Annotated in this window: 3 protein-coding genes and 6 pseudogenes; 3 read left to right on the top strand and 6 right to left on the bottom strand. The window is 61.1% G+C overall.

Annotated features, from left to right (window positions below; genetic code table 11):
• Positions 1–65: 65 nt before the first annotated feature.
• Positions 66–400 (bottom strand): annotated as a pseudogene (locus G6P99_RS47550) (carbamoyltransferase N-terminal domain-containing protein); the annotation flags it as partial.
• A 164-nt stretch (positions 401–564) separates the two neighbouring features.
• Here G6P99_RS47550 and nodS point away from each other — a divergent pair.
• Both nodS and G6P99_RS47545 read left to right on the top strand, forming a co-directional pair.
• A complete protein-coding gene (nodS, locus tag G6P99_RS11160) occupies positions 565–1194 on the top strand; it encodes a nodulation methyltransferase NodS (RefSeq protein ID WP_029085112.1) in 630 nt (209 codons plus the stop codon).
• A 13-nt stretch (positions 1195–1207) separates the two neighbouring features.
• Positions 1208–1333: pseudogene (locus tag G6P99_RS47545) on the top strand (carbamoyltransferase N-terminal domain-containing protein); the annotation flags it as partial.
• A gap of 1 nt (position 1334) precedes the next feature.
• Here the strand turns inward: G6P99_RS47545 and G6P99_RS47395 are convergent.
• A pseudogene (locus tag G6P99_RS47395) lies at positions 1335–1789 on the bottom strand (transposase); the annotation flags it as partial.
• 410 nt (positions 1790–2199) lie between these two features.
• Here G6P99_RS47395 and G6P99_RS11145 point away from each other — a divergent pair.
• On the top strand, positions 2200–7749 hold the full coding sequence (locus G6P99_RS11145; protein WP_246709496.1) for a Ulp1 family isopeptidase: 5550 nt from the start codon (positions 2200–2202) through the stop codon (positions 7747–7749).
• Positions 7750–7906: 157 nt separating this feature from the next.
• On the opposite strand, the pseudogene G6P99_RS47540 reads toward G6P99_RS11145, so the two are convergent.
• From G6P99_RS47540 to fni, 4 genes and pseudogenes are all read right to left on the bottom strand, one after another.
• Positions 7907–8261: pseudogene (locus tag G6P99_RS47540) on the bottom strand (transposase); the annotation flags it as partial.
• 220 nt (positions 8262–8481) lie between these two features.
• Complete coding sequence (locus tag G6P99_RS11135; protein ID WP_165128155.1) at positions 8482–12141, bottom strand: Ulp1 family isopeptidase; 3660 nt, start codon at positions 12139–12141, stop codon at positions 8482–8484.
• An 841-nt stretch (positions 12142–12982) separates the two neighbouring features.
• Positions 12983–13627: pseudogene (locus G6P99_RS11130) on the bottom strand (IS5/IS1182 family transposase); the annotation flags it as partial.
• A gap of 175 nt (positions 13628–13802) precedes the next feature.
• Positions 13803–14811: pseudogene (gene fni, locus G6P99_RS11125) on the bottom strand (type 2 isopentenyl-diphosphate Delta-isomerase).
• Between the last annotated feature and the right edge of the window lie 84 nt (positions 14812–14895).

Here is a 14895-nt window from a genome sequence, read left to right as displayed (position 1 = left end):
GTTTCCGCGCGAAGGCGCAAACCGGCGTCGATGACTCCGCTCTCGTTCCTGCAAAGAGCTCGCCTTAAGAGCATTCTAGCTAGAGAGTTGTTCTCCGGTAAGGTTGCGAGTTGCTTAATTTCGGTGCCAGCTCCTACCGCGACGAGACGAGAGGAAGTCCCCACCCCCATCGATTGCGAGAACCAAGCTCTCTTCAAAGCCTGACATCGCAAACGCGCTCACGGCATGCGTCAGGTTGGTGGTTCACGAACGAGATTCGTGATGGATCAACCTCGGTACCGAACTCTTGCACTAGCAACTTCTGCAGCAACAGCTTGGCATCCAACGGAATCGAGAGATCGGTGCGGCAGCTGGCTGCCAGCAATCGTACGGACACTTGGTTGACCCGGTTGATCGACATGGAATACTGGTTGGCTTGCAACGAAGAACGCGCGGCACAGGCGCGCTTCGGCGCCGTAAACCGTTAGCGCGATTGGGACGAGAACGTTTCCGCCGAGGTTGATGACGTCTGAGTGCGATTTGCTGCTGCCGGTTGTGGTGCGAATTAGGGCGAGGAGCGTACACGTGAGTCTGGAAGTGACCTATCAACTGCTAGAGCGAGAATTGGCGACTGATGATCCGTGGCGGATCGATGGTAATCCCTTCGAGCGCAAACGTCACACCGAAATGCTCCGTCTGGCGCTTTCACGAGGATTTATCGCAAGTGCTCTGGAGGTTGGGTGTGCCGCTGGCGCGTTCACGGAGAAGCTAGCGCCTCACTGCGATCGTCTCACAGTGGTCGATGTCGTGCTGCGGGCGATTGGTCGAGCATGCCAACGGACCAAAAGGTGGTCGCACATCACGTGGATAGTCTCTGACATTCAACAGTTCGTAGCCACCGAGCCGTTCGATCTGATCGTCGTTGCGGAAGTTCTTTATTACCTCGAGGACGTGACCGAGATGCGCGCAAGCATCGACAGGCTGACGCGGATGCTCGCGCCAGGTGGGCTTCTGATTTTCGGATCCGCGCGTGATGCTACATGTCGACACTGGGGCCATGCGGCTGGTGCCGAGACAATCATGTCCATGCTCAACGAAAGGTTAGTCGAGGTCGAGCGGCTGCAGTGCCAGGGGGAGTCGGCTAACGAAGACTGCTTGCTTGCCAGCTTCAGGAATCCGATTCATTCGTCGAATCAATCGAATTTGACGCGTTAGAGACGGAGCGACTATGCGAATCTGCGGTATCAAGCTGACACATGACGGGGCGGTCGCCCTTGTCGAAGACGGACGGTTGGTCTTTTGCGTCGAACAAGAGAAACGGGGTAATAATCCGCGGTATCAAACCATCGACAATGCGTGACGGATGCCGGTTCGCGGGGGTAGCTATCCATCCATGCGTCGACCAAAATGTAGCTCAGCCGGATCACGTCGCGCAGGCGCGGAGCATTCTCCAGCCGCGACAGCGTCGGCTGAGAACACAGATCGCGACCCGTGTCCGGCAGCCGTCCGCAGGCCAGTTTGAATGCCGGATCGGACCTCAGATGATCGAGGTCGTCGGCGTCCTCGTAGCCGCAGCAGATCGCGAACATGCGCGCGCGGAACATATCGACACGGCTGTGCACGACCCGCGTCGGATCGCGCCGATCCGGGAACACCCGGGCCAGATTGTCGGCCAAGCCGAGACGCCGCTCGGCCATCGCCAGAAGCATCTCGCCCCCGTTCGAGGTCAGGCGACGCCATCGAAGGCCGCAGTGACTTTCTTGGCGTGAACGGTTGGAAACGAGAAGGGCAGAATCGTATCATCGGTCATGGCGGGCGTGGCGTTCGCGGTTGAAGGTGATGGGGTTGGCTTCGCAACCGAATCCTACGCCGCATCAGCGCTTACACCACGCTCGCCAGCCCTCAGGCGCACTCTTGCGAATAAGACGGGCTAGCTCGCGCGGGGCGCAGACACGCGCAAGATGATGTCCTGACGCGGCGTCACGGGAGTCGGCTCGTCAGGTTCTCGACAGCTTCCCCCACATAAACAGTGTGTCTCTAGGCAGCTACTGATCGCAGGGGAAGAACATTGGAGTGTCCGACTGCTTGGGCGGCGCGGTTGGTTGTCTGTTGCTGGGTCCGACGGCAGATCATGCCACAGTCTTGATCGCCTTGGGCTTCCTCGCTCATGAGATCCGAGTCTCAGCTCAGATGGGCCTAGATTTTCGAAAGTGAGAATGGATGGATTCCACCTCAACTAGTCCTTTGCAGCAACAATCGGGCAGCGCCGGCCCGCAAGAGAGCCCACCGGCGCCCTCCTCGGCAGACGCGGCGGCGTTTGAGCGGGAGCTGAGCGAGATCGACAATTCAGGGGGCCGTGTGCTCATGCAGGCTCACATACATCCACTCGGTGCATCGTCATCGGAGCCCATCATGCGTGCAAGCCGGCGCGAATACGCTCCGGCGTCGCAGGGTGGAGGCCTCAAGGCGATGTCGGGCGCCTCGGCGCTGCAGCCGGGCCAGTCGACTGGGGTATTGGTAGGTCACAGCAAGCACCCCCTTTATTCCGAGGATGCGCCCCTCATTTTAGGGCTTGAGAAGGCAATCATCAAGGGTGGGGCCGCCGAAACCACCGCAAAGGACAGTGTAGGTCATCTACTCAGATTCGGACGCTGGCTCTTTGAAAACAAAAAGAGGGCCATTGCTGCTAGGCTCGACGACGAGTCGCTGACCAATGATGTCCGGGAGTTCCCAGGAAAGGGTGATGCCAACAAGAGAATCCATACGGCAATACATCATCTCCGAACGTCCCAGTCGACGGGCGGAGTCGTGCCGATCGCAGGCCTCGCTACGCTGAATCCTCACCCCCAGGACGCGGCCCTCATCGAAGAGTACAAAAATGAAGCAGCGACAGATACCGCCAGGGTCTACGCAACTGCTCTTAAAATTTTCAGTGACTACCTGCGTGAAAACAACAAGAAGGGCATTGCTGGTCGGCTTTTCGACCGGGCGTTGGATGGAGATATCAAGAGCTATAAGAAGGACGCCGGTGGTCACAGGAACATCGGTGCAGCACTGGCTCATCTCCGAGCGTCGCCTGTGGGCGCCCGAGCGATAGAATTCGAGTGCCATATCCCAGCCGTTCCTCATTTCGAAGAAGCGGCCCTGCTGGAGCCGAGACACGTCAGGGATGCCGCTGCACAGCACAGCGCGTCGCAGGGAGCTGCCGGTTGGCCAGAGGAGCTTCCTGCGGAAGGCCACGAGCAGGGTTTGCTTTTGGGGGCGCCGAACGAGGCCGGCCCCTCGTCGCCTCTCGATCCAACCTTGCAAGTCGGTGCATTGCCGACGGAGGCGCAGCCCATCATGCCGGCGAGCGGGGACGAACGCACCTCAGCGCCGCATAGTGGAGACGGCGGGGGCCAGTCACCTTGGGCTTTCGTAGGCCGCATCGGGGAGCCTCTTTATTCCCCGGATGCGTCCCTTATCGAAGGGCTAAAGGCCACCCTCATCAAGCGCGGGTTCAAAGAGCGCTCCATCACCGATAATGTTAGGGCTCTTCTCAGACTCGGGCGTTGGCTCCTTAAAAACAACAAGGAGGGAATTGCTGCTCGTCTTGACCACGAGTCGCTGGATGAAGATGTCAAGGCGTTCGACAAAAGTCGAAACCGGCTCGTTCTGACAGCCCTCGGTCATCTCCGGACATCAGCAGGCGGAGTCGAGGACGCCGCTGCGCGGCACACCGCGTCGCAGGGAGCTGTCAGTCGGCCAGAGAAGCCCCCGGCGGAACGTCACGAGCAGGACATGCTTTTGGAAACGACGGGCGAGGCCGGCCCCACGTCGCCTCTCGAGACAACCGTGCAAGTCGGTGCACCGCAGGCGCAGCCCATCATGCAGGAGAGCGGGCAGCAATACGCTCCAGCGTCGCTGGTCAGAGGCGGCAAGGCGATGCCGGGCGCCTCGGCGCTGCAGGCGGGCCAGTCAACTTGGGCTTTCGTAGGTCACAGTAAGGAGCCTCTTTATTCCGAAGATGCGTCCCTTATCGAGGGGCTGACGCCGGCACTCATCAAGCGCGGGTTCAAGGAACGCACCGCCAAGTACAATATAGATTCTCTTCTCAGACTGGGACGTTGGCTCCTTAAAAACAACAAGGAGGGAATTGCTGCTCGTCTTGACCGCGAGTCGCTGGATGAAGAAGTCAAGGCGTTCGACAAAAGTGAGAAGCGGTTCGTCCTCACAGCACTGGGTCATCTCCGGGCCTCGCAGTCGACGGACGGAGCCGTGCCGATCGCAGCCCGCACTGAGTTCAATCCTTATCACCGGGACGCGGCTCTCATCAAAGAGTACAAAGCTACAATCATCAAAGAACACAAAAAAGGAGCAACGACTGCGTACAAATATGCAACTGCTCTTAGCAGTTTCAGTGAGTACCTGCGCAAAAACGACAAGCCGGGCATTGCTGCTCGGTTGTCTAACGATTCGCTGGATGAAGATGTCAAGGGCTATAAGAAGGACTCCGGGGATTACCGGATGATCGGTCCAGCACTGGCTCATCTCCGAAAATCGCCGGCGGGCGCTAAAGCGATCGAGCTCCGCCATATTCCCCCCGTTCCTAATCCTGAAAATGCCGTCCTTATGGAGCCAAGGCGCGTCGGGGACGCCGCTGCGCAGCACAGCGCGTCGGGGGAAGCTTTCAGTTGGCCAGAGGAGCTGCCTCCGGAAATCAACGATGAGGATCTGCCGCAGGCAGCTTCAAGTTGGCCAGAGGTGCTCCCTGCGGAAGATAACGATCGGGTGTCTCACGAGTCAACCGCGCGAGATGACCAGGTCCTGGATCCGGGAGATGCCTTTCGTTTCTCGAACTGGCGCGACGACCACCAGCAGTCCCCGGACGAGCTGATGAGTGCATTTGAAAGTAGCAACCTCCCACGAAGCGACGAGGTGCTCATTAACGATGAGCATGACAAAGCGGAGTTCAGAATAGCGAAGAAGCGCAGGACCATAAACAATCCGCAAAGCGGTCCGAGTGAGCGGCAGCTGGGCAAGATCGACAGTTTAGGCGTGCCGCAGGCCGATGGTGGGGCGATGCCAGGCGCGTCGGCGCTGCAGCCGGATCATTCGACTGGCGTTTTGGTAGGTGGCAGCAAGCGCCCTCTTTATTCCCAGGATGCGCCCCTTATTTGGGGGCTTGAGGACGCGCTCATCAAAGGGGGGGCCGCCGAGCTCACGGCCAAGAACAATGTAAATACTCTTCTAAGTTTCGGTCGCTGGCTCTTTGCAAACAACAAGCGAGAGATTGCTACTCGGCTTTACGACGAGTCGCTGACCAAGGATGTCGAGGAGTTCAAGGGGGGCGATCATACTAAGAACCTCCTTACAGCAGTAGGTCATCTCATGACCTCGCAGCTGATGGGCGGAGTCGTGCCGATCGCCGGCCGCGTCGACCTGACCCCCTATCCCGAGGACGCGGCCCTTATCAAGGAGTACAAAGCAAAAGCTGAGACCAAGGGCACTTCAAGTACCGCGGCGAGTTATGCAAGTATTCTTACCAATTTTAGTCACTACCTGCGTGAAAACAACAAGCCGGGCATTGCTGCTCGGCTTGAGGACACGTCACAGGATAAGCTGGATAAGGATGTCAGGGTCTATAAGGAAGAGGCCGGAGGTTACAGAGACGTCAACGCCGCACTGGCTCATCTCCGAGCCGGAGCGAGTAAACGCATCCGCCCTCCCTTTCACTCCGAGGATGCGCCCTTCATTTCAGGGCCTGCACTTGACAGGAGCAACCTCCTACGACGCAAGGAGGTGCTCATCAACGATGAGCATGACACAGCGAAGTTCAGAGCAGCGAAGAGGCAGCGGACCCTAAACAATCCACAAGGTCTTGCAATGACCTCCCAATCGGCAGACGGAGGCGCGCCGATCGCAAACCGCGCTGACCGGCTTCCTTATCCCGAGGACGCGGCCCTCATCAAAGAGTACAACGTTCAAGCGGCGACTAAGGGCACTGCAAGTACGGCTAAGACCTATGGAAGCATTCTTACCGGTTTTAGTCAGTACCTGCGTGAAAACAACAAGCCGGGCATTGCAGCTCAGCTTAAGCACGCATCGTTGAACGAATTGGACGAAGATGCCAAGGTCTATAAGGAAGAGGCCGGAGGTCACAAAGTCATCAACGCCGCACTGGCTCATCTTCGGGCCGGAGCGAGTAAACCCTCTTTTCATCCCGAGGATGAGCCGCTGATTTCGGGGCTCGCGGCCGCACTCATCGACGCGGGGTATGAGGACATCAGCGTCAAGACAAGCTATGTTCGTCCTCTTCGCAGATTCAGCCGGTGGCTATTTGCAAACAACAAGTCCGGAATCGCGGCTCGGATCAACGAGGAGTCGCTTGATGATGATGCCGAGGCGTTCGACAAAATTTCGAAGGGGGGCGTCCTTAGGGCACTAGATCGTCTCCGGGACTCGCGGTCGGCGACCGGAGTCGCTCCGCTCACAGTCCGCGCCAGGGGCGAGGCGGACGCCGCGGCGCAGTACAGTGCGCCCGAGCCAGCTTTCACTTGGCCAAAGAAACTTCTTGCGGAAGGTGACGATGATGATCTGCTTCGGGGGATGGTGGAAGTCGGGCCACCGTCCGAGGTGACCTTTCCTAAGCGAGCGCAGGAGATAGTCCAAGCTGGAGAGCAGGAACCTGCCAGGTCCACCTCGACCTGGTCGCCGCAGATGCCGCTCAACTTTGATTGGAGTATGTGGCCGACCTTCGACGCAGCACACTCTGCCGGGGTTCGCTCAGACACCTACGCCGGTCTTGAGGCAGCGGTTAATCCGAATCCGCCCACACCATTCGAGTTGCGTGACAATGCTTGGGCCTCGGCGCCTGACTTTCCGGCGCTGTTTGCCGGGCCAGTACCGGGTCATCACCAGGGCGCTCGACAGCCCGGCTCGCCGCTGGGGCTTTCTCCGGCGCCAGCCTTCTCGGATGATGAAGCTTTGGCGTGGTTGCGCGAGGAGCTGGCGCGGCGGCAGATGCAAGAACCGGCCTCACCATCAACCGGCAGGGCTCCGTCAGACATCTACGGCGGTTTTCCATTGGTTGATCTGACTGCGGCCACGCCGTCCGAATCACGCGACGATGCTAATTCTGTACGGCCGTTTCCGAGCACCTCCGCTGATGCTCAGATCAGGGCTTTAGATCCGACAGCCTCGTCCCACGGCCACGGGCTGGTGCTCGAGGACACGGAATGGCTGGGCGACGAGCATATCGACAGGGATTACCGGCTCCAGGAGCAGGATTTGCAGAGGTACCATCCGGATCTCGCCGCCCGGACGCGGTTCGTGAATCCCCTCATCGTCCTAAATTATCTGCGCTCTAACGACGATGGCGTCGTGCGAACCGAATTCCAGCGCATCGTCTACGATAATGGTAACGATACAGCCGACTTCCTGTTCCTGCCCGTGATTAATGCCGATCCTCAAGATCCTAATAGCCTCGGCAACCATTGGTCGCTGCTGTTCGTTGATCGCAGAGACCGGGGGCGGCCGGTCGCCTATCACTACGATTCCTACGGGGGACTCAACCACAAGGATGCAGAACATCTCGCAGGTCGGCTGGACCTCCGCCTGGAGCCAGCCGGCATGGCCCAGCAGCGGAACGGGTATGATTGCGGCGTCTTTGTCGTGGACGGGACGCGGGCGCTGGTTAGGCAATTGGAGCAAGGACGGGAACCAGACCTGCTGAACTTCAGCGACCTCGTTGCCAATCGGCAGGCACTGCAGAACCGACTCAGGGGCTGATGTCGCCGTGCGCGGATAGCTCAGGCTGGAGCGGCTCACGCCGACGGCCACTGCCGGCGAAAACCTCTACGATTCGTGAACGAACGGCGTTTCACTATTGAACCGCAATTGACGACGGAATCCTGTCTTCGCACCGCCGACGTAGTTAGAACCCGACGTATTTCTCGGCAAAGACGTCGATCGCCACTTCGGCCGAAGCTCGGTTGGGCGCCAAATAGACCTCGTGCAGATCCTCTTCATGCTGGCCTGCACCGACACTGCAACTTTGTTCAGATATTCGCGGTTGTGTGCACCCAGCAGCGCTGATGTCGCGTGGCGGGAAAGACCTCGTCGAGCGCCTTCCAGAAGCCGAGCGCGCCGTCTCCGACGGCGATTTCCGGGGCGATCTTCAGCCCAGGGGTTTTCGCCTCGACGAGCAGTTCGTGCCAGCTCTGCGCACTCTCGCGCACGCCGACCTGGAAGCCGATGAGTTCCTTCTTGCCTTCCGGCGTCGCGCCGATCAGCACCAGCATGCTGCTGGACCACAAATGTCTTGTGCCTTAGTCAACTACTGAGCGTGGGTATTGATGGAAAGGACGAGCGCATGGAAGTCGTGCTCGATGAACCATCGAGGCCGGGTAAAGATTCGGGATCGCGCGGTGACCAGCGGATTCGCTTCACCTCGGCGATCCCGCCGTTGGGGGCCCAGGCCGGCGTGAGCCGCTCCAGCCTGAGCTATCGCCCATGGCGACATCAGCCCCTGAGTCGGTTCTGCAGTGCCTGCCGATTGGCAACTACGTTGCTGAGGTTCAGCAGGTCTGGTTCCCGTCCTTGCTCCAATTGCCTAACCAGCGCCCGCGTCCCGTCCACGACAAAGACGCCGCAATCATACCCGTTCCGCTGCTGGGCCATGCCGGCTGGCTCCAGGCGGAGGTCCAGCCGACCTGCGAGATGTTCTGCATCCTTGTGGTTGAGTCCCCCGTAGGAATCGTAGTGATAGGCGACCGGCCGCCCCCGGTCTCTGCGATCAACGAACAGCAGCGACCAATGGTTGCCGAGGCTATTAGGATCTTGAGGATCGGCATTAATCACGGGCAGGAACAGGAAGTCGGCTGTATCGTTACCATTATCGTAGACGATGCGCTGGAATTCGGTTCGCACGACGCCATCGTCGTTAGAGCGCAGATAATTTAGGACGATGAGGGGATTCACGAACCGCGTCCGGGCGGCGAGATCCGGATGGTTCCTCCGCAAATCCTGCTCCTGGAGCCGGTAATCCCTGTCGATATGCTCGTCGCCCAGCCATTCCGTGTCCTCGAGCACCAGCCCGCGGCCGTGGGACGAGGCTGTCGGATCTAAAGCCCCGATCTGAGCATTAGCGGAGGTGCTTGGAAACGGCCGTACAGAATTAGCATCGTCGCGTGATTCGGACGGCGTGGCCGCAGTCAGATCAACCAATGGAAAACCACGGTAGGTGTCTGAGCGAGCCCCGGCAGCGGGCGCCGGCGCAAAGTGAGCATCGTCGCGCAACTCGGACGGCGTGGCCGCATCCAGATCAACAAAAGACTCAAGACCGCCGTAGGTGTCTGAGCGAGCCCTGGCAGCGGGCGCCGGCGCAAAGTGAGCATCGTCGCGCAATTCGGACGGCGTGGCCGCATTCAGATCAACAAAAGACTCAAGACCGCCGTAGGTGTCTGAGCGAGCCCTGGCAGCGGGCGCCGGCGCTGCTTCCAGGGTCGGCCACATACTCCAATCAAAGTTGAGCGGCATCTGCGGCGACCAGGTCGAGGTGGACCTGGCAGGTTCCTGCTCTCCAGCTTGGACTATCTCCTGCGCCTGCTCAGGGGGAACCCCGGACCACGGCGGGCCGTCTTCCACCATCAAACGCAGGTCCTGATCGTAACCTTCCGGGAGGACCAATGGCCGACTGACAGCTCCCTGCGGCGCGCTGTGCTGCGCAGCGGCGCCTCCGACGTACGTCGCGACCGCATGCGGCGCCGTGGCATCTTCGTGCCCGCTCGCCTGCATCATCGGCTGCGCCTGCCATGGCGATGCACCCTGTTGATGGGTGGGGGCCGCCGACGTCAGCAGGCGACCGCCTGAATTGGCGATCTCGCTCAGCTGCCGCTCGCTGGCAAGGCCGTGCAGATTGTCTAGGGTCCTCGGCCTCTTCGCTGGCCGCAACTCAGCTGTGTCATGCTCATCGTTGATGAGGACCTCCTCGCTTGGCAGGAGGTTGCTCCTGGCAAGTGCACCCATCGGCTCGTCCAGGAACTGCTGGCGGTCGTAGCCCCAGTTCAAGGGACGAATGGACTCTCCGGGATCCGATGACTGGTCATGGCGCGCGGCTGGCTCGAGAGATGACGACGGGCCGGGTTCGTCCATCAGCTCCCAAAGCAAATCCTGATCGTAGCCTTCCGCAGGAAGCAGCTCCTCTGGCCAACTGCCCGCGTCCTGCGACGCGCTGTGCTGCGCAGCGGCGTCGCCGCCCTGCCTCGGCTCCATCAGTGCCGCGTTTTCGGGATCAGGAACGGGGAAAATATAGCGCTCGAGCTCCATCGCTTTAGCGCCGGCCTGCGATTTTCGGAGATGAGCCAGTGCGGCGCCGATAGTCCGATCCCCACCGGCGTCCTTCCTATAGCGCTCAACATCTTCATCCAACGTGTTAAGCCGACCAGCAATGCCCTTCTTGTTGTTTTCACGCAGGTAGTCACTGAAACTGCGTAGAGAAACTGCATACGTCTTGCTGGTCGCTCCTTCGTTACTATACTCTGTGATGAGGGCCACGTCCTGGGGGTGAGGCTTCAGCTGCGCGCGGCCTGCGATCGGCACGACCCCGCCCATCGAATGGAAGGTCCGGAGATGGTCTATTGCCTTAAGGAGGAGACCGGGCTTACCGTTTCCGGCGAACTCGCGCGCATCATCGATCAGCGCCTCGTTGTCGAGCCGAGCAACAATGCCCCTTTTGTTATTTGCGAAGAGCCAACGGCCAAAGCTGAGAAGAGTATTTACATTGTTCTTGGCGGTGCGCTTGGCGCCGTTGCCCTTGATGAGGCCCTTCTCAAGCCCCGAAATAAGGCGAGCGTCCTCGGAATAAAGAGGCTGCTTGCTCCGCCCTATCAAAACCCCCGTTGACTGAGCCGGCTGCAGCGCCGAGGCGGCCGGCATTGCTCCACCACCTCCACCTGAATTGGCGATCTCGCTCAGCTGCCGCTCGCCGGCAAGGCCGTGCAGATTGTCTAGGGTCCTCGGCCTCTTCGCTGGCCTCAACTCAGCTGTGTCATGCTCATCGTTGATGAGGACCTCCTCGCTTGGCGGGAGGTTGCTCCTGGCAAGTGCAGCCATCGGCTCGTCCGGGAACTGCTGGCGGTCGTAGCCCCAGTTCAAGGGACGAATGGTCTCTCCGGGATCCGATGACTGGTCATGGCGCGCGGCTGGCTCGAGAGATGACGACGGGCCGGGTTCGTCCATCAGCCCCAAAAGCAAATCCTGATCGTGGCCTTCTGCAGGAAGCAACTCCTTTGGCCAACTGCTCGCGTCCTGCGACGCGCTGTGCTGCGCAGCGGCGCCGCCGACGGGCATCGGCTCCATCAGTGCCGCGTCTTCGGGATCAGGAACGGGGGAAATATGGCGCTCGCGCTCCATCGCTTTAGCGCCGGCCTGCGATTTTCGGAGATCAGCCAGTGCGGCACCGATATTCCGATTACCCCCGGCGTCTTTCCTATAGCTCTCGACATCTCCATCCAGGAACTTGCCGGAAAGCCGAGCAGCAATGCCCTTCTTGTTGTTTTCACGCAGATAGTCACTGAAACTGCGAAGAACAGCTGCATACATCGTGCCGGTCCCTGTCGCTGCTTCGTTTTTGTACTCTTTGATCAGAGCCACGTCCTGGGGGTGAGGATTTAGCTCAGCGCGGCCTGTGATCGGCACGACTCCGCCCGTCGACTGGAAGGTCCGGAGACGGTCTATTGCCGGACGGAGTCTCCTGTGATGACCCTTTTCGATGGCCTCGCGCGCATCATCGGTCAGCGACTGGTCGTCGAGCCGAGCAGCAATCGGATCTTTGTTATTTGCGAAGAGCCAGCGGCCAAAGCTGAGAAGAGAATATACATAGTTGTAGGCGGTGTGGTTGGCGGCGTTGCCATTGCGGAGGACCTCCTCAAGCCCCGAAATAAGGCGAGCATCCTCGGAATAAAGAGGCTGCTTGCTGCGCCCTATCAAAACCCCAGCTGACTGAGCCGGCTGCAGCGCCGAGGCGGCCGGCATCGCTCCACCACCTCCATTTGAATTGGCGATCTCGCTCAGTTGCCGCTCAAAGGTCGCCGCATCTGCGGACGGCGCCGCAGGTGAACTCTCTTGCGGGCCCGTACTGTCCGATTGTTCACGCACCCACTTGATCGAGGGGAAATCCATCCCTTCTCCCTTTCAAAATATGAACCTAGCCTTCGATCTGACATGCTGGGAATCAGCAACAAACCACCCTTTACAGCCCTCGACAGGCACGCACCGTGAGCATCGGCAGCCGATCCAGTGCGACCAACCCTGTTAAATGGGGAAGCTGTCGAGAAACTGATGACGACAACGTGCCGCGAGCATGGTGCATGACCTGCGCGCTTCGCCGTCAACAGCCGATAGACCGAAGATTCAGAGACAAAATACTGCTTCTCATCGGTGAGGCGTGTCCTCGAGCACCAGCCCGCGGCCGTGGGACGAGGCTGTCGGACCTAAAGCCCCGATCTGAGCATCAGCGGAGCTGCTCGGAAACGGCCGTACAGAATTAGCATCGTCGCGTGATTCGGACGGCGTGGCCGCATTCAGATCAACAAAAGACTCAAGACCGCCGTAGGAGTCTGAGCGAGCCTTGGCAGCGGGCGCTGACGCTGCTTCCAGGGTCGGCCACACTCCAATCAAAGTTGAGCGGCATCTGCGGCGACCAGGTCGAGGTGGACCTGGCAGGTTCCTGCTCTCCAGCTTGGACTATCTCCTGCGCCTGCTCAGGGGGAACCCCGGACCACGGTGGGCCGTCTTCCACCATCAAACGCAGGTCCTGATCGTAACCTCCCGGGAGGACCAATGGCCGACTGACAACTCCCTGCGGCGCGCTGTGCTGCGCAGCGGCGCCTCCGACGTACGTCGCGACCGCATGCGGCGCCGTGGCATCTTCGTGCCCGCTCGCCTGCATCATCGGCTGCGCCTGCCATGGCGATGCACCCTGTTGATGGGTGGGGGCCGCCGACGTCAGCAGGCGACCGCCTGAATTGGCTTCGAAGGGATTGCCGTGCAGGACCTTGGCATGGAGCACGAACTGTCCGCCCTTCGGGGACGTCACGGGGGCCGATACTGACCTTGCAGCCGAACTCGTAAGGCGCGCGGGCTTTCGCCTTGCCGATGCACTCGACCTCCGGCGCATGTAACGCATAGACCTTGGGGCCGTGCTGATGCTGATCCTGGGTACGCACCCGCTGCGCCAGATCGAGCAGCGGGCCAAAGCGAGCTTCCAGCACCGCATCGCCATCAATCTTGCGGCGGATGTCGCGGATGATCCGGCCAAGCCGCGTCCGCAGGAACTTGAGTTGGCGCCGGGCGCGCTTGAACTGATGGGCGTGGGTATAGCGGCCGACCATGATGGCGGCGCGCTTCGCCAGGCGCAGATGGCTCTGCAGCAGCACACGGTTGCGCTTGGCAAGCCCGACGAGCTTGGTGATGGCCCGATGCATCAGCCGCGCGTCGGTCGGATGCGCAACGGCGCCTTGGGCTGCACCGTGATATCGACTACCACCCGCTCCAGGTCCTTAGCGCCGATGGCGCCAGTCTTGTGTGCAACCGACAGACTTTCCTGGATCAGCGCGACGAGCTGCTCCTCGCCGAGCCGCTGGCGCCAGCGCGTCATCGGGCATCGACATAGGCGTCGAATGCGGCTTCACTCTCGGCTGTCCAGTCGGGCATGGCGGGGCGCTTCGCTGATCACGAAGCAGCACCCTAACAAATCCGCGACCAGCGCGAATCCCCCGCATCCGCGACTTTCTGACTCAGTAAGACTAGGCGCCCGCCGCCACGTGCGGGCGACGCCGGCATCAACCGGCGGGCAGATGCACCGAGGGCAACAAGCGCGCCTGACGCAACGCCGCCAGATCAGCCGAGCCGGTGCAGAAGCAGGCGACGGCCAACTGGCGGATGACGATCTCGAAATGCGCGACAACCGCCTCAGTGGATACCGTAGCCGCGCGCAGCACGCCGGCCGCCTGCCCGGCGATGTCCGCGCCCAGGCGGATGGCCTTGGCCACGTCGACGCCGTCGCGGATCCCGCCCGACGCGATCAGCTTCACCGTTGGCCCGACGTACCGCCTGCACGCTGGCCGGGGTCGGAATCCCCCAATCGGCGAACGCCATCGCCACCGCACGGTCGGCGGCATCGCGGGCGCGCTGGCCCTCCGCCACGGCCTAACTGGTGCCGCCGGCGCCGGCGACATCGATCACCGCCACGCCCGCCTCGACGAGCGCACAGGCCACCGAGGCGGAGAGGCCCGACCCCACTTCCTTGGCCACGATCGGCACGCCCACGCTGCGCGCTGCGCGAGCGATCTGCGCCAGGACGCCGCGCCAGTCGCGGTCGCCCTCCGGCTGTACCGCTTCCTGCAGCGGATTGAGATGGACGATGCGTCCGTCGGCATCCACCGCCCGGCGCGCCAGGTCCAGGCCGTCGGCCTCGCGCAGTTGCGCGGCGCCGATATTGGCCAGCAAGGGGGACGTCTGGGGCCAGGCGGCGCAGCGCGCGCGTCAGCCCCTGGGAGTTGCGGGATTGCAGGCTCACGCGCTGCGAACCGACGCACATGGCGATCCCCAAGGCTTGCGCTGCCTCGCTCAGATGCCGGTTGATGGCCTCGGCGCGTGGCATGCCGCCGGTCATGGAACTGATCAGCAGCGTAGCGCGCAGGTCGATGTGCATCAGGTCCAACTCGGGCAATGCGCAGGTTCGAAACGGATGTACTCCCAGCCGGCGGCGACCGTGGCCGGCGCCGTTCGCCGATCCAGCACGATGTCCAGATGGTCGTCCTTGCGCCGGCTCAGGGCGGCGTCGCTCATGCTCGCTCCATCCGTCGCATCGGGCGACGGCGTTGCGTCGGATCGGACCGACGGCAGCGCGCGCACGCCGCCGCCCTCCCGCGC

Source organism: Bradyrhizobium sp. 6(2017), from assembly GCF_011058295.2.
Classification (GTDB): Bacteria; Pseudomonadota; Alphaproteobacteria; order Rhizobiales; family Xanthobacteraceae; genus Bradyrhizobium; species Bradyrhizobium septentrionale.
This window is presented reverse-complemented; position numbering and strand designations above follow the sequence as displayed.